We start from the raw sequence: 16468 nt of genomic DNA, 5'->3' as shown, positions 1-16468 counted from the left end.
CCGCCCTTCTTCATCACAGAAATACCCCTGCGGGGGTCACGGGGGCGCAAAGCCCCCGTTTTCTTTTGCACTTAGGCCGCCGACATCCGCGTCTCGATCATGCCTGCAAGCCAGCTCGCACCGACCGGCAGAGCCTCGTCGTTGAAGTCGTAGGCCGGATGATGGAGCATGGCGCTATCGCCGTTCCCGAGAAAAATATAGGCCCCCGGACGCGCGTTCAGCATGAAGCTGAAATCCTCGCCCGCCATCATCGGCTCGACCGTCCAGTCAACCGCCCCTGCGACAGCCTCGGCCACCGCACCGGCATGGGCCGCCGCATCGGCATCATTGATCGTCACCGGATAGCCGCGATGGAAATCGACACGCGCCTCGGCGCCATAGGTTGCGGCAACACCGGCCGCGATCTCGCCGATGCGCTGCTCGAGCTGGTCGCGCACCGCAGGATCGAGGCTGCGCGCGGTGCCCTTGAGGCGCACGTTCTCGGGCAGGACGTTATAGGCGGGCGAATCCGTTTCGATCACGCAGACCGAGACGACCGCATTCTTCAGCGGATCGACATTGCGAGAGACGATGCTTTGCAATGCAACGATGACCTGCGCCGCGACCAAAGCCGTATCGACCGCCTTGTGGGGTGCCGCCGCATGACCGCCCTTGCCCTTGAGATGGATGTCGAACTGGTCCGCCGCCGCCATCATCGCGCCCGCACGCAGACCGAAGGTGCCGACCGGCATCCCGGGAAGATTGTGGAGGCCGTAAAATTCCTCGATCCCCCAGCGCGTGATCAGACCATCGTCGATCATGGCCTGCGCCCCTGCCCCGCCCTCTTCGGCAGGCTGGAAGATCATGACGGCGGTCCCGTCGAAATTGCGCGTCTCGGCCAGATATTTCGCCGCCGCAAGCAACATCGAAGTATGGCCGTCATGCCCGCAGGCATGCATCTTTCCGGGCGTCTGCGAGGCATATTCCGCGCCCGTGATCTCGTTGATCGGCAGGGCATCCATATCCGCGCGCAGGCCGATCACCCTTCCCTTGCTGTCGTTTTTTCCGCGGATCACCGCAACCACGCCCGTCCGACCGATGCCCTCGGCAACTTCGTCCACGCCAAAGCCGCGCAGCAGCTCGGCCACACGCGCCGAGGTGCGCGGCAGATCGTACATCACTTCGGGATGGCGGTGGAAATCGTGACGCCAGGCTTTGATCTCTGGCAGCATTTCGGCAAAACGGTTCTTTACGGGCATGGAAATCTCCTTCCCGCGAAAGGTGCGCCGTTTCGCGGGCGCCTGCAAGGCAGCCGAAGGGCTGGCAGACAGCTCTGCCTATAAACTCGGCCCCAGCACGATTTCGGAGCCGTCCGAGAAGCGCGAGCAGCGGAAACGGTGCAGATCATGTTCGGGATCGCGACCGCGCAGCAGATCGGCCATGACCCGCCCGATGGCCGGACCGATGCCGAAACCATGCCCCGACAGGCCGGTTGCCACGAAAAGGCCCGCGATCGGGCTTTGGTCGAGGATCGGCACCTGATCGGGCATCGTGTCGATCATCCCCGCCCAGGCCTGACGCACCACCGGACGGCCGAAATGCGGAAAAGCCTTGGCGAAATCGCGATGGATCTTTTCCAGCAAGCGCCGGCTCGGCGGCGGATCAAGAACGCGCATCCGCTCGAACGGGCTCTCATCGCCCGCACCCCAGCGCCGCGCGGTGCGCCAGGCATCGGGAAAGCCCTTGGGCGCTGCGGGCGAAAGCCTTGTGCTTTTGAAATCGCGTTTGAGCTGCGGCAGATAGGCTTTGAGATGGCGGAAGGCATCGCGACCGATCCAGAAATCATGATCGCTTCCGGGCGCGAGCGTATAGCCGCCGTCCTGCCTGCGGCGGAAAGCGAAATCGGAATCGGCCGCGGCACCTTGCCAGAACTCGGGCATCGGCATCGTGGCGCAAACCGTTGCGCGCACCGAAAGCTGCGGTATCTCCAGCCCCGCATTGCGCGCGAAAAGCGACGACCACGCCCCGCCCGCCAGCAAAACCCGCTCGGTACGGATCAGCCCCGCCTCGGTGTGGACACCCGCGACTTTGCCGCCCGAAAGGTCGAGACTGCGTGCCGCGCAATCCTCGATGATCAGCGCCCCCGCCTCGCGCGCGAGCCGCGCCATGGCGGGAACGGCGGTCCACGGCTCGGCGCGCGCATCCGAAGGGGTCGACATCGCGCCGACCCAATCCGCGCCATTGGGCAGCGTCGCCTGCAACTCCGCGCGCGAGACCATGCGCGTATCAAGCCCGTAGTGACGCGCATGGACGAGCCATTCCTCGAAACGGGCAAGCTCCTCCGCGCTCGCAGCAAGATAGGTCACGCCGGTCTGCTCGAAACCGGCAGCCGCGCCCAGCTCCTGCGAGAGCCCCTGCCAGAGGCGCATCGATTCGATCATGATCGGTAGTTCCGCCGGATCGCGCCCCTGCTGGCGCACCCAGCCCCAATTGCGCGAGGATTGCTCGGCGGCGACACGGCCCTTTTCGCAGACGACGACCGAAACACCTGCCCGCGCCAGATAAAGCGCCGTGGCGATTCCCGCGATGCCGCCGCCGATGATGACGACATCGGCAGCATCGGGCAGAGCATCGGCGAATGTCACGGGATCCGTCGCGCGGATCGGCCCTCCGACCATGATCATGCCAAACTCCGCCCTTGAACCACCTTGTGGACTGCCACGCTAACGCGGGCCAAGGCCAATGCAACCGCCAATTTGGGCAGGTTTTTCCGCAGGATGGGCCGGATCAGGCCAGCTGGGCCACGACGCACGGCAAAAGTCCGCGGGGCAGGATGACCAGCATCGGCCCCTCGACCGCGAGCGAAACCGGCCCCGCGACCTCGTTCGAGGTGCCGATCCGGCCGTCCGGCGAAAACTCCAGCCCGTCGATCGGCCATCGCAGACCGCGGCTGGTGCCGCGCGCCGCGCCGAGAGGGAAAAGCGAAAACCGCGCGCCCTCGGGCAGATCGAGCGCAAGTTCGGGCGGTGCAAGAAAGACCAGATCCTCCGCGCCAAGCAGGATGCAACGTGGCGCGCGGATGCGCGCGATCGCATTCATCGCGGACAGGCCGTGATCATGCCGCCCGTCCAGAACCCCGAGCGCCAACACGAAAGGTGCCGCGATGCGGGTCAGGCATTTTTCGAAATCGGTGCTGTCCTGCTCGGCGACATGGCACAGCCGCTCCGGCGGAAGCACCGTGCGGGCTGCATCCGAGAGGCTGTCGAAATCGCCGATCACGACTTTCGGGACCGCGCCAAGCGCGAGCGCGCGATCCGCACCGCCATCGGCCGCCACCAGATCGGGGGCGAAGGCGAGCGCCTCGGCCAGATCCTCGGGCGAGACCGGACCGCCGCCGATCAGCGTGATCCCCTCGTCAGAGCGCAGGACCGGCTCCGCCATCGCGTTCAGCCGTCCTGGCCGGTGCCGGCCTCTTCCTTGCCGATGCCGGTGAAGACGCGTTTGAAGGGCAGCGCCCAGAGAATGCCCAGCACGACATAGACGAGAATCTCGATCAGGATCGGCAGTCGGCCGAAGCGGGTATCGAGCCAGTTCATCAGCGTGACCGCGACCACGATGTAAAGCGGCAGCCCGATCAGCAGGATGACCAGCGACCAGCGTTTGCGCGTCTTGAGATCCATGTATCGGCCTTTCACAGCAGGAGCGGTCTTGCGGCGGAGCATCCCGCCCTTTCCCCGCTCTTGCCATTCCCGCGCCGCCTTTTCCAGTCCGACGGCGGGAATGGCGGAAAATAACGCCGTTGGCGGATATGAAAACGCCGCGCGGGTCTCCCTGCGCGGCGTCTTGTTTGGTGGGTGGCCTGCGATCAATCCGCGAAGGGATCGGTCACAAGGATGGTGTCGTCACGCTCGGGGCTGGTCGAAAGCAGCGCGACAGGGCACTGGATCAGCTCTTCGATGCGGCGGACATATTTGATCGCCGCGGCCGGAAGCTGGGCCCAGCTGCGCGCGCCTTGGGTCGACTCGTGCCAGCCTTCCATCTCTTCGTAGATCGGCGTGACCTTCGCCTGAAGCGCTGCGGCGGTCGGCAGGTGGTCGTATTTCTTGCCGTCGATTTCGTAGCCGACGCAGATTTTCAGCGTGTCGAAACCGTCGAGCACGTCCAGCTTGGTCAGTGCGATACCGTTCACGCCGGAAATCGCGCAGGTCTGGCGCACCAGAACCGCATCGAACCAGCCACAGCGGCGCTTGCGGCCGGTGACGGTGCCGAATTCATGGCCGCGCTCGCCGAGACGCTGGCCGTCCGCATCGTCGAGCTCGGTCGGGAACGGACCCGAGCCGACGCGGGTCGTATAGGCTTTGACGATGCCCAGCACGAAGCCGATCGACGACGGGCCTAGGCCGGTGCCGGTCGAGGCCATGCCCGACATGGTCGTCGAGGAGGTCACATAGGGATAGGTGCCGAAATCGATGTCGAGCAGCGAGCCCTGTGCGCCTTCGAACAGGATGCGCTTGCCGGCGCGGCGGTCGTCGTTGAGGACCTTCCACACGGGCTGGGCATAGGCCAGCAGTTTCGGCGCGATTTCAAGCAGCTTCGCGCGCAGTTCGGCACGGTCGATCGGCTCGGCGCCGAGGCCCTTGCGCAAAGGATCGTGATGGGCCAGCAGACGGTCGAGACGCGCGTCCAGCGTTTCCTCGTCGCCCAGATCGGCGACGCGGATGGCGCGACGGCCGACTTTGTCCTCATAGGCCGGGCCGATGCCGCGGCCGGTGGTGCCGATTTTCGACGCGCCGGCGGCTTCTTCGCGCAGACGGTCGAGGTCCTGGTGCAGCGGCAGGATCAGCGGCGCATTCTCCGCGATCATCAGGTTTTCGGGCGAGATCGCGACGCCTTGCGCGGCGAGCTTGTCGATCTCGGTGAACAAGGCCCAAGGATCAAGCACGACGCCATTGCCGATCACGGCCATCTTGCCCTTGCGCACGATCCCCGAAGGAAGCAGCGACAATTTGAAGACTTCGCCGTCGATCACCAGCGTATGGCCGGCGTTATGGCCACCCTGAAAGCGCGCGATCACATCGGCGCGTTCCGACAGCCAGTCGACGATCTTGCCCTTGCCTTCGTCGCCCCATTGAGCGCCGACGACCACCACATTGGCCATGTTCCTATTCCCTTCGGTCACAAATGCCCCGAAGCCGTATAAGGGCTGAAAAGGCTGGGGGAAAGCGTAAAGGGGCACGCGGATGCGAAAGGGGAACCGCTTTGCGGCCCGCGCATGGCGTGTTTTCGCGCAGATCACGCCCGCGGGGGGCGAATGCAGGTGCCCCGGCGCCGAAATCCTTTGCCCGAAATCAGCATCTTATGGAACCATGCTTTCCGGAGCCGGACGGGATCCGGCGGTTCGGAGGACCTTTCGATGTGTCATGCCTGCGTGATTGAAAATGTGAAGGCCGATATGATGTCGCGGCGCAGCCTGTTTACCGGCGCGGCCGCAGCCGGAGTGGCGGCAGTGGCGATGGGGGCGGCCTCGGCCCGACCCGCGCTGGCCCAATCGGGCGGCAGGATCGTCGATCTGACCCATGCCTGGGACGAAACCTTTCCGACCTTCGACGGCAAACCCGGCATCACCTATGAAGAGGCGGTGAATTTCGACCAATCGGGTTATCAGCTGTGGAAGCTCACGATTTTCGAACATAGCGGCACCCATATCGACGCGCCGCTGCATTTCTCCAAAGACGGAAAATCCGTGGCCGAGATCGAGCCGGAGCAGCTGATGTGCCCGCTTTGCGTCGTCGACATCTCGGCCAAAGCCAAAGACGACGCCAATGCCATGGTCGAGGCCGCCGATATCGAGGCTTGGGTCTCGGCCAATGGCGAGATCCCCGCAGGCGCTCTGGTTGCGATGCATTCGGGCTGGGCGGCCAAACTCGGCACGCCGGAATTCCGCAATGATGCCGCCGGAAATTTCGCCTTTCCGGGCTTTGCGCAAAGCGCAACCGACCTGCTGGCCGGTATGAATGTCGCGGGGATCGGCGTGGACAGCCTCTCGCTCGACCCGGGCAATTCGGCGGATTTCGCGGTCCATAAGTCGTGGCTGTCCAGCGGGCATTACGGGATCGAGGCGCTTGCCGGTCTTGACCAGCTTCCCGCCAAAGGGGCCACGATCTTTGTCGGTGCGCCCAAGCACAAACGCGGCACCGGCGGCCCGGCCCGCGTCATGGCGGTGGTGTGATGGCGGTCGTCAGGATTTTGACCGATGAAGAGGCCGATCCGCGCGCGCTTGCGGTTTTCGACAAGATCCGCGCCGCGCGGGGCAGCGATTACGTCAACAATTTCTGGCGTGCCATGGCCCATGATCCGGCCGCGATGGAGGCGACTTGGGACCGGATCGGGCAGGTGATGGGCGCGGGCGCGCTTGATCCGATGGTCAAGGAGCTGATCTATATCGCGGTCTCGACGGCGAACGGCTGCAGCTATTGCGTCCATTCCCATACCGCCGCCGCCCGTGCCAAGGGAATGACACCCGAGCAACATGCCGAGCTTTTGGCCGTGATCGGCATGGCGGCCCAGACCAACGCGCTGGTGACGGCGCTTGGCGTGCCGGTGGACGCGCGTTTCATGGCCGATCAGGACTAAGGCCCCGCCCCCGCTTTCCGGCCGCCCGAGGAGGCGGGCGGAAAGCATCCGAGCCAATCGTCGGGCGCAATGCTGCGTTGCAGAAAGATCCTCTACTCGGCGGGCGGGCGCGCCCCCATCTCATGGGCACGACGGACCGGAATGCACCGTGATCCGCCAATCCGCCCCAGAGAGGAACCGACCGATGACCGCCCTTCACGCCGAGAAAACCGCAACTGCATCCCACGGCCTGTTCGCCCGCTTGGGCGCAATGCTGTCGGCAACCGTTTCGGCGATCAGCGAAGCCCGCTTGAATATGGCGCAGTATCACGCGCTCAACCGCATGTCCGACCGCGAGCTGGAAACCATCGGCCTGCGCCGTGGCGACCTGATCGCCCATGTCTTCAGCGACAAAGCCTGAGCGCACGCCCCGAATTGCCAGCGAGACACGCGCCAGCATAGGCGCCTCCAGCCAGCCAGAATGCGAAACCGGCATGATCCTCGCGGATCTGCCGGTTTTTCTTTGCCTATCGTACAAATTTCCGCGGGAAAGTGTCGTCCTCAGGCGGCGGCCTCTGCCGCCACGGGCGCGAAGGGCGTGATCGTCACATCCTCGCCCTCGAAGACGCAAAACGAGCCGGGGGGAACCTCCAGCCAGTCCTTCTCGTCGGTTTCGAGCGGTTCGGAAACCACTGCCCGCCCGCCCCGCGTCGCCGACCAGCGGTGATAGAGCGAGGGCGCATGTTCGTCCGAGGCATAGCGCAGCGCATAAAGCCGTTCGCCATCCGAAAAGGCGGCGGTCAGGCGGACGAAGGGCAAAGTGCCGCGCTCGCGCGCCAAAGCCTCGAAAGCGCCGGCCGCCCGCGCCATCGCGCCTTGCGGATCGCCATCCATCCCCATGCCCATCGCGAGAAGGAACAAAGCCTCGCTATCGGTTGCGCCCTTGCGGTTGTGGTAAACCTCGTCGGGGATCAGCACCTCGGCCGAGCGGCGATAGCCGTCATAGCCGCCGAACTGGCCGTTATGCATGAAGCTCCAACGCCCGACGCTGAAGGGATGGCAATTGTTGCGGCTCGTCGCCGTGCCGGTCGAAGCGCGGACATGGGCCATGAAGAGATGCGATTTAACCGTCGCGGTCAGGCTGCGCAGGTTGGGGTCCGACCATGCGGGCATCACGTCGCGGTAAAGCCCCGGCTCGTCGCGATCACCATACCAGGCGATACCGAAGCCGTCGGCATTGACCGGTGTATGGCAATGGGTTGCCCCATGGCTTTGCCGCACGAGGGAATGTCCCGGACGGCTGATGATATCTTCAAGATAGATCGGTGCGCCAATATAGGCGGCCCAACGGCACATGTTCCGTCCCTACTGCTCGTCTTTTCCTACCAATTAGCACGAGCATATTAACGAATCACGTTCTTTCGCCGGTGCTGCGGCAGTTTCGACAATCACAAGATCGCGCATTCCCGTGACGGCGGGATCGAAAGCGCCCTCCCCTTATCGGCAGGCGTTGCGCTTGCAAGCTGCGGGAAACGCGCGTGAAATGACGCGCGTCCCCCTTTCCATCACGGCCGGAGCCCGCTTTTAAGCGCGGCTGCCGATCAGCGCTTCGACTGCGGCAATGGCCGCATCGGCCCCATCAAGGCTCGGCGCACCACCCTGGGCACGATCGGGACGACCGCCGCCACCCTTGCCGCCAAGCGCCGCAACCGCCGTCTGGACCAGCTCGACCGCCGAGAGTTTCTCGGTCAGGTCAGCCGTGACACCTGCCGCGACCGTCGCTTTGCCGTCCGCATCGGTCAGCGCAACAACCGCACCCGAGCCGAGCTTCGCCTTGAGTTCATCGACCAGCGGGCCGAGCTCTTTGCCCGAAACGCCGTCGAAACGACGCGCGATGACTTTGATGCCGTTGATATCCTTGGCTTCCGCGTCACCCGCGCCACCCATCGCCAATTGGCGCTTGAGCTGGGCAACCTCGTTGGCAAGCGCCTTGCGCTCGTCGGCCAAGGCCTTGACGCGCGAGACAACCTCTCCCGCCTGCGCCTTGAGCGCGCCAGCGATTTCGGAGAGCTGGTTTTCCGAATTGCGCAGATAGGCCAAGGCCTCGGAACCCGTCAAAGCCTCGATCCGGCGCACGCCCGCGCTCGAGGCGCTGTCGCCCAGCAGCACGAATGCGCCGATATCGCCGGTGCGCGCGACATGGGTGCCGCCGCAAAGTTCGAGCGAATAGGTCGCCTGATCCAGCCCTTTGCCCGAGCCTTCCTGACGGCCCATCGAGACGACGCGAACCTCGTCGCCGTATTTCTCGCCGAACAGGGCCTGCGCACCCAAGGCGCGGGCATCGTCGGGCGACATCACACGGGTCTCGACCGGCGTGTTCTGGCGGATGTAGCTGTTCACTTCGCTTTCGACCTGCGCCAGCTCTTCGGGCGAAACCGCCTTGTTGTGGCTGAAGTCGAAGCGCAGACGATCATCGGCGTTCAAGCTGCCGCGCTGCGCGACGTGATCGCCAAGCGCATGGCGAAGCGCCTCGTGCAGCAGGTGCGTTGCCGAGTGGTTGGCGCGGATCGACGAGCGGCGCGCGTGATCGACGCTCAGCTGTGCGCCCTGGCCGCGCGAAATCTCGCCCATGGTGACTTCGGCGAAATGGATGAAGAGCCCCGAAACCTTCTTGGTATCGGTGACGCGTGCGGCACCGCTTTCGGTCTTGATCAGGCCGGTATCGCCGATCTGGCCGCCCGATTCAGCATAGAAGGGCGTCTGGTTGACGACGATCTGGACGGACTCGCCTTCCTTGGCGCTCCCGACGGCGGAACCGTCCCGAACCAGCGACAGGATCTGGCCCTCGGCCACTTCGGTGTCATAGCCGAGGAATTCGCTCGCGCCGTGCTTGTCGGCAAGATCGAACCAGATGGTCGCATCGGCCGTCTCGCCCGAACCGGCCCAGGCGGCGCGCGCCTTGGCTTTCTGTTCGGCCATGGCGGTGTCGAAACCACCGGTTTCGACCGTGCGGCCCTTTTCGCGCAAAGCGTCCTGCGTCAGATCGAGCGGGAAGCCGTAGGTGTCGTAAAGCTTGAACGCCGCCGCACCCGGAAGCGCCGCCCCTTCGGGCAGGCGCGACAGCTCGTCGTCGAGCAGGCGCAGACCGCGGTCGAGCGTCTGCTTGAAGCGGGTTTCTTCCAGCTTCAGCGTTTCCTCGATCATCGATTGCGCGCGGCCGAGTTCGGGGTAAGCCGCGCCCATCTGGCGCACCAGAGCCGGCACCAGCTTGAACATGACCGGATCCTGCGCGCCCAGCATATGTGCATGGCGCATCGCGCGGCGCATGATCCGGCGCAGAACGTAGCCGCGTCCCTCGTTCGAAGGCATGACGCCATCCGCGATCAGGAAGGAGGTCGAGCGCAGGTGGTCGGCGATGACGCGGTGATGGACCTTGCCCGGCCCGTCGGGGTCCGAACTGGTCACATTCGCGCTGGCCTCGATCAGGGCGCGCATCAGATCGGTGTCGTAGTTGTCGTGCTTGCCCTGCAAAAGCGCGCCGATCCGCTCCAGCCCCATGCCGGTGTCGATCGACTGCATGTCGAGGTCGCGCATCGTGCCGTCCTCGAACTGCTCGTATTGCATGAAGACGAGGTTCCAGATCTCGATGAAGCGGTCGCCGTCCTCGTCCTTCGAGCCCGGAGGGCCGCCCCAGATGTGGTCGCCGTGGTCGTAGAAGATCTCGGTGCAGGGACCACAGGGGCCGGTCGGACCCATGCGCCAGAAGTTGTCGTCGGTCGGGATGCGGATGATGCGGTCGTCGGACAGGCCCGCGACCTTCTTCCACAGCGCGGCCGCCTCGTCGTCGGTGTGGTAGACCGTGACCAGAAGCTTTTCCTTCGGAATGGCGAAATCCTTGGTCAGGAGCTTCCATGCAAAGGGAATTGCTTCGGATTTGAAGTAATCGCCGAAGCTGAAGTTGCCCAGCATCTCGAAGAAGGTGTGGTGGCGCGCGGTATAGCCGACGTTGTCGAGGTCGTTGTGCTTGCCGCCCGCGCGCACGCATTTCTGCGACGAGGTCGCGCGCTTGTAATCGCGATGCTCGACCCCGGTGAAGAGGTTCTTGAACTGGACCATGCCCGAGTTCGTGAACATCAAGGTCGGGTCATTGCGTGGGACAAGCGGGCTCGACTCGACGACGCGGTGGTCGTTGCGCTTGTAGAAATCCAGGAAGGTGGAACGAATATCGTTCAGGCTTGGCATGTCAGGAAATCCCGCTGAGGGCCTCGAACCGGCGCTGTCTATAGATGTGAGGAAAGGCAATATCCCCCTGCGGGGCCAGCGTAAAGGCGCAACCTTTCAGCGAAAGCGGCAAGCATGCAGGTACCGGCGCCCTGTCGGGGGCAAGCGGGCGCGCAAAACGTCTTGCGGATACAGGCGCCGCCCAATGAAAAAGGGGCCGAAACGACCCCTTTTCCTTTCACCGTCAACGGCTTCGACCTTATTCGGTCAAATCGTCGCTGCTTTCCTCGGAGGCACCGAAGTCGAGACCGTGGCTCGCGCGGATCCGGTCCTCGATCGCCATCGCGATTTCGGGATTGTCGCGCAGGAACTGCTTGGCGTTCTCGCGGCCCTGGCCGATGCGCTCGTCGCCATAGGAATACCACGAGCCCGATTTCTCGACGACGCTGGCCTTGACGCCAAGGTCGATCAGCTCGCCCATCTTCGAGATGCCCTCGCCATACATGATGTCGAATTCGACCTGACGGAAGGGCGGCGCGACCTTGTTCTTGACGACTTTGACGCGGGTCGCGTTGCCGACAACCTCGTCGCGGTCCTTGATCGAGCCGGTGCGGCGGATATCGAGACGCACCGAGGCGTAGAACTTCAGCGCATTGCCGCCGGTCGTGGTCTCGGGGTTGCCGAACATCACGCCGATCTTCATCCGGATCTGGTTGATGAAGATCACCATGCAGTTGCTGCGCCCGATCGAGGCCGTCAGCTTGCGCATCGCCTGGCTCATCAAACGGGCCTGAGAGCCCATCTGCATGTCGCCCATATCGCCTTCGATCTCGGATTTGGGGGTCAGCGCCGCGACCGAGTCCACCACGACAAGGCTGACCGCGCCCGAACGCACCAGCGTATCGACGATCTCGAGCGCCTGCTCGCCGGTATCGGGCTGGCTGATCAGCAGCTCGTCAAGGTTCACGCCCAATTTCTTGGCATATTGCGGATCAAGCGCGTGCTCCGCGTCGACGAAAGCACAGACCCCGCCTTTTTTCTGCTCTTCGGCCACGACATGCAGCGTGAGCGTCGTCTTGCCCGAGCTTTCGGGACCGAAGATTTCGATGATGCGGCCCTTGGGCAGGCCGCCGATGCCGAGCGCGATATCAAGGCCCAGCGAGCCGGTCGAAGTCGCCTCGATCTCGGCCACCGGATTATCCGCGCCGAGCTTCATGATCGAGCCCTTGCCGAACTGACGTTCGATCTGGGCCAGCGCGCTATCCAACGCCTTTTGCTTGTCAGCCGTTTTCTTGTCGGTCATGTCGAAAAGTGTCGCCCCTGCCATGATGTCCTCGCAGTTATTTCACACCCCTCGCGCGGGGGCAATCTTCGTTACATGGATAATGTTCTCTTATTGTTCTTATTCCGCATTACCACGCGCTTGGCAACAACATTTCATCCGATCCAAGCTTGCGTCTCGCAAAGTAATCACGACTTCGGTTAAGAAAGCGTTTACGGCACCTTGCCGGGAATCGTGACGCCCCGTGCTATGCGGCGGCTTGCAGCGCGCATCCCCCTGCACCCTGCCCCCACTCAGTGATCGAAGCCCATAATGCTGATTTTTTTCGAAAAAAAGCTCGTTTTTCTTGCGACTCCCAAGACAGGTTCGACCGCGATCGAGGCGGCGCTCGAACCGCTTGCGAGCCTTGCCGTCCAGCGCCCGCCGGCTTTGAAACATGCCGATCTGAAGAGCTACCACGCCTTCATCGCACCCTGGCTGAAGGCCGCGACCGGCGAGGATTTCACCACGGTCGCCCTGATGCGCGAGCCGCTCGACTGGCTGCGCAGCTGGTATCGCTTCCGCCTGCGCGACGACAACGAGGATCCGGTCCACGAGATGGAGGGCGTGAGCTTCGAGCAATTCGCCGATGGCTACGGCACGCCCACCGGCGCGAATGGTGCAAACGACAGCGGCCAAGCCGCGACGTCCCATGCCGAGATCGGTTCGCAAAGCGGGTTCCTGTCTCATGACGGGCAGCGCGTCGACCGGATCTTCCGCTACGAGGATATCGAGGCCTTCACCGATTTCATGGAAGAGCGGCTTGATTGTGCGCTGATCCTGCCGCGTCTGAACGTGCCGCCCTCGGTCGATGTCTCGCTCTCGCCGGAGGCCGAACAGAGGCTGAGCGCGGTCATGGCGCAGGATCTGGCCCTTTATCAAGCGCTTTGACCCAAAGCACGCCAGCATGAAAAGCAGGGCGCGGCTCCTTTGAAAGAGGGGGTGCCCGCCTTGTCCCCACCCGCAAGCCCCCTCACGCCATCTCGGGCGTAGCCTCCAGCTGCTTGCTGACCAAAGCAGTCAATTCGCTGAGCGAGAAGGGTTTGGCGAGGAAGACCGAATTGGGCACCGGCGGATTGCCCTCGGCAAAGATGTTCTCGCTATAGCCCGACATGAAAATCACCCGTGTCGAGGGCCGTTCGCGCAAGGCCGTGCGCACCCAAGCGGGCCCGTCCATCCCCGGCATGACCACATCGGTCACGAAGACATCCACGACAAGCCGCTGATCCGACAGAAGTTCCAGCGCATCCTCGGCACAAGCAGCCTCGAGCACCTTGAAGCCCTGAAGCTTGAGAGCCCGGCTGGCGAAGGCGCGGACCGCAGCCTCGTCCTCGACCAAAAGGACGGTGGCCTCGCGCTCGATCCGCGACACGGTTTGCGCTGGCTGGGCAGGCTCGGGCGCATGATCGCCATCGGTTTCGGAAACCGTGCGGATATGGGCGGGGAAATACAAGGAGAACGTCGTTCCCTCCCCGACCACGCTGTCACAAAAAATGAAACCGCCGGTCTGTTTGACGATGCCATATGCCGTCGAAAGGCCGAGCCCTGTTCCCTCGCCGGTCCGTTTGGTCGAAAAGAACGGCTCGAAGATCTTGCTCAGAATATCGGGGGGAATGCCGCAGCCCTGATCCACCACCTCGACGCCGACATAATCGCCCGCCGGAAGCGCGTGATGCGGCCTGCCGGTCGCGCCTTCCGCCCCCGTGGCATTGCTGCACGGATCGATATGCAGGTTTGAGGTCGCAATCAGTATATCGCCGCCGTTGGGCATGGCATCGCGCGCATTGACCACAAGGTTCATGATGACCTGCTCGAGCTGGCGCTTGTCGGCCCGCACCATGTTCAGCTTGGGGTCATGCTGAAAGGTCAGGATGATCTTTTCGCCCACCAGCCGGTTGAGAAGATGGGTGAGATCGGCCAGGGCATCGCGCAGGTCGAAGCGCTGGAACTTGAGGGTCTGCTTGCGCGAATAGGCCAGCAATTGACCGACCAGCGAGGCGGCACGATTGGCGTTCTGGCTGATCTGGTCAAGATCCGAGAAATCCGGATCGCCCTTGTCGTGACGCAGCATCAAGAGATCGCAATGCCCGCTGATCGCTGTCAGCAAGTTGTTGAAGTCATGGGCAATACCACCGGCAAGCTGGCCGATCGCCTGCATTTTCTGGCTCTGGACGAATTGCGCCTCGAGGCGTTTGAGATCGCTCACATCCGACAAAACCGCCGTAACGCCATCCCCCTGTCCGCTTTTGAGGCTGACCTGCATGAAGCGCTCCGGCCCGTCTCCGCGCATGCGCAGGACCTCGCTTCCTACCTGAAGCCTGCCCGAGCAGACATCGGCGACCCAATCGGTGAGCGCACGCCCCGGCCCCTCGAACATCATCGAGAGCGCGCGGCCGTCCAGATCCTCCCCCAGCATCTCGCAAGCCAGCGTATTGGCGCGCAGAACCGTGGCCTTCGCATCAAGGATCAGGATCGCGACGGGCAAAGTCTCGAAATGGGTGAGATCGGTGTGGCGCTCGGGCTGGGGCTCGAAGGGTTCGGCGCGCAACTCCGGCTCGGAAAGCCAAAGCTGCAGCCGTCCGCCTGGTGCGCGACTGACGGCAAAGGCCCCCGCCGGACCGAAATCGACGCGGGTTGCGCCTTTGCGGTCGAGTGCGCTTGCAATCATTTTCCAGATCCCCGCCGGATTGGCCAGCGAGCGTCCCAAAGCGTCCTGCGCCCTGCGCCCCGCCAGATCGCCGTATTCGGTCGCGACCAGCGCGTTCTGCGCCAAAATCAAGCCGTCGCTTGACGCGACGAAGGCCGGCAAGCCCGCCGCATCCATGGCTTTCGCGAGATCGCGCAGCTCGCGTCTTTCTGCCAAAGCGGTGGCGAAATGGCGCGCGGCAATCGCACCGCCCAAAAGATACCACGCAAGCGCGAGCGAGCAGAGGATGATGAAAAGCGCGGCCGAATGGCTTTCGGGATAAAGCGCAAGCCACAGCGCCCCGACCAGAACCGGAAGCGTCAGCAGGGGCACCAGCGCCAGCGCGGTCGCCGACATGTCGCGATTGATCATACACACCCCCTCAGCACTTTACCGCACCGCTTTATCGCAGGGGATGTTAAGAAGTGGTTAACGCCGCCGCAAAACCGCGAGATAGAAACCGTCGGAGCCGGCCGCGAACCCTGCCTCGGGGCCGTAGCCCTGCTCCGTTTCCAGCGTGAAACGGGCGTCGCGGGCCAGAAACGCCCCGATCTGGGCGCTGTTCTCGCGCGTCAGGACCGAGCAGGTCATATAGGCCAGCACGCCGCCCTCGGCGACGGTTTCGGCCGCCTCGGTCAGGATCGCGGCCTGAAGCGCGCAGAGCCTGTCGAGATCGGCCTCTTGGAGCCGCCATTTCGCATCCGGCGTGCGCCGCCACGTCCCCGAGCCGGAACAGGGCACATCCGTCATGACCAGATCGAAGCGGCCGGCGATCCCGCGCGGTTTGAGCAGGCGGATCTTGGCACCGGCGCGGCGCGCGCGCTCGGGCAGATCTGCCATGCGGGCCGCATCGACGTCATGGGCGCTGACAGGCCCCGCTCCGCGCGCGGCCATTGCCAGAGCCTTGCCGCCGCCGCCCGCACAATAGTCCAGCACGCTGCCGGTCGCGGGCAAAGCCGCACAAGCGAGCTGGGGCGAGAGATCCTGCAGTTCGACCAGACCGTCGCGATAGGCCGAAGATGCCGAGATACGGCGCGCGCCCTCTTCCACGAGCAGCGCGGTCGCGATTGCAGGAACGATGCTCGCCTGAACGCCCTCGGCCGCGAGAGCGGCAATCGCGGTGGCGGGATCGGACTTTTTCGGGTTCACCCGCAGCCAGACCGGCGCGCGTTCGCGCAACGCCAGAGCCATTCCTTCGGCATGGGGGCCAAGCGCCTCCTGCCACTGCGGCCAAAGCCATTCGGGCAGATCCAGCGCCTCTTGGGCGTGCGGCTCGCGGCCTGCGGCATGCTCTTCTTCCGAGAGGAGCGCGGGTGCATGGCCTTCACCCGTGAAGACCGTCTCGAGCGCCAGCCCCTCTTCGCGGCACATGCCGATCATAAGGCCGCGACCGCTCAGTGCGCCGCCCAAAGCCGCGCGCGAGGATCTGCGGCGCAGGCTGTCGAAAACCAGATCGCGCACCGCCGCGCGGTCACCCGAACCGGCATAGCGGCTGCCGCGCGACCAGCGCAGCAAGGCGGCTTCGGCGGGGTCTCCGGCGAGGATACGGTCGAGAATGCCGATGGCGGCCTGAATGCGGGCGGCGGGGATCACGGGATTTCCTAACGGTCAAAAGGGCGGCGGATATGAAAAGGGCGGCTCTCGCCGCC

The 16468-nt window shown here is 64.2% G+C and carries 14 protein-coding genes; 4 read left to right on the top strand and 10 right to left on the bottom strand.

The features are described from left to right. Positions 1-71 precede the first annotated feature (71 nt). The 5 genes from ACFFUC_RS18850 to ACFFUC_RS18830 all read right to left on the bottom strand — a co-directional run bounded on the left by ACFFUC_RS18850 (position 72) and on the right by ACFFUC_RS18830 (position 5137). On the bottom strand, positions 72-1238 hold the full coding sequence (locus ACFFUC_RS18850; protein ID WP_377688467.1) for a M20 aminoacylase family protein: 1167 nt from the start codon (positions 1236-1238) through the stop codon (positions 72-74). 78 nt (positions 1239-1316) lie between these two features. Continuing rightward, a complete protein-coding gene (locus tag ACFFUC_RS18845) occupies positions 1317-2657 on the bottom strand; it encodes an NAD(P)/FAD-dependent oxidoreductase (RefSeq protein ID WP_377688689.1) in 1341 nt (446 codons plus the stop codon). A 109-nt stretch (positions 2658-2766) separates the two neighbouring features. Then, positions 2767-3420: a thiamine diphosphokinase gene (locus ACFFUC_RS18840; RefSeq protein WP_377688466.1), complete on the bottom strand. Its 654-nt coding sequence runs from the start codon at positions 3418-3420 to the stop codon at positions 2767-2769. Between the two features lie 5 nt (positions 3421-3425). Then, positions 3426-3659 carry a DUF2842 domain-containing protein gene (locus ACFFUC_RS18835; RefSeq protein ID WP_377688465.1) on the bottom strand — a complete coding sequence of 78 codons (234 nt, stop codon included), beginning with the start codon at positions 3657-3659 and terminating at the stop codon, positions 3426-3428. Between the two features lie 185 nt (positions 3660-3844). After that, positions 3845-5137 carry an adenylosuccinate synthase gene (locus tag ACFFUC_RS18830; RefSeq protein ID WP_377688464.1) on the bottom strand — a complete coding sequence of 431 codons (1293 nt, stop codon included), beginning with the start codon at positions 5135-5137 and terminating at the stop codon, positions 3845-3847. Positions 5138-5392: 255 nt separating this feature from the next. Here ACFFUC_RS18830 and ACFFUC_RS18825 point away from each other — a divergent pair, with 255 nt between their 5' ends. From ACFFUC_RS18825 to ACFFUC_RS18815, 3 genes are all read left to right on the top strand, one after another. After that, positions 5393-6208 carry a cyclase family protein gene (locus ACFFUC_RS18825; RefSeq protein WP_377688463.1) on the top strand — a complete coding sequence of 272 codons (816 nt, stop codon included), beginning with the start codon at positions 5393-5395 and terminating at the stop codon, positions 6206-6208. Then, the gene (locus tag ACFFUC_RS18820) at positions 6208-6612 is read left to right on the top strand and encodes a carboxymuconolactone decarboxylase family protein (RefSeq protein WP_377688462.1); all 405 of its coding nucleotides are present in this window, start codon (positions 6208-6210) and stop codon (positions 6610-6612) included. The genes ACFFUC_RS18825 and ACFFUC_RS18820 overlap by 1 nt, the downstream gene beginning before the upstream one ends. 184 nt (positions 6613-6796) lie before the next feature. Continuing rightward, positions 6797-7012, top strand: coding sequence for a DUF1127 domain-containing protein (locus ACFFUC_RS18815; protein ID WP_377688461.1), 216 nt, complete (start codon positions 6797-6799; stop codon positions 7010-7012). Between the two features lie 140 nt (positions 7013-7152). Here the strand turns inward: ACFFUC_RS18815 and ACFFUC_RS18810 are convergent, their stop codons facing one another. The 3 genes from ACFFUC_RS18810 to recA form a co-directional block, all read right to left on the bottom strand. Beyond that, a complete protein-coding gene (locus ACFFUC_RS18810) occupies positions 7153-7947 on the bottom strand; it encodes a class II glutamine amidotransferase (RefSeq protein WP_377688460.1) in 795 nt (264 codons plus the stop codon). A 228-nt stretch (positions 7948-8175) separates the two neighbouring features. Continuing rightward, on the bottom strand, positions 8176-10833 hold the full coding sequence (gene alaS / locus ACFFUC_RS18805) for an alanine--tRNA ligase (protein ID WP_377688459.1): 2658 nt from the start codon (positions 10831-10833) through the stop codon (positions 8176-8178). A gap of 238 nt (positions 10834-11071) precedes the next feature. Next, entirely contained in the window at positions 11072-12139 is a 1068-nt protein-coding gene (gene recA, locus ACFFUC_RS18800) for a recombinase RecA (protein ID WP_377688458.1), read from the bottom strand. Between the two features lie 267 nt (positions 12140-12406). Here recA and ACFFUC_RS18795 point away from each other — a divergent pair, with 267 nt between their 5' ends. Further along, a complete protein-coding gene (locus ACFFUC_RS18795; protein WP_377688457.1) occupies positions 12407-13024 on the top strand; it encodes a sulfotransferase family protein in 618 nt (205 codons plus the stop codon). Between the two features lie 82 nt (positions 13025-13106). Here the strand turns inward: ACFFUC_RS18795 and ACFFUC_RS18790 are convergent, their stop codons facing one another. Both ACFFUC_RS18790 and ACFFUC_RS18785 read right to left on the bottom strand, forming a co-directional pair. Then, positions 13107-15191 (bottom strand): hybrid sensor histidine kinase/response regulator, encoded by a 2085-nt coding sequence (locus tag ACFFUC_RS18790; RefSeq protein WP_377688456.1) that lies wholly within the window; start codon positions 15189-15191, stop codon positions 13107-13109. 57 nt (positions 15192-15248) lie between these two features. Then, complete coding sequence (locus ACFFUC_RS18785) at positions 15249-16412, bottom strand: RsmB/NOP family class I SAM-dependent RNA methyltransferase (protein WP_377688455.1); 1164 nt, start codon at positions 16410-16412, stop codon at positions 15249-15251. Positions 16413-16468: the final 56 nt, after the last annotated feature.

Origin of the sequence: Paracoccus cavernae, assembly GCF_042430175.1 — a bacterium.
Taxonomy (GTDB): Bacteria; Pseudomonadota; Alphaproteobacteria; order Rhodobacterales; family Rhodobacteraceae; genus Paracoccus; species Paracoccus cavernae.
The sequence above is the reverse complement of the archived record's forward strand: the minus strand, read 5'-3'. Positions and strand labels throughout refer to the sequence as shown.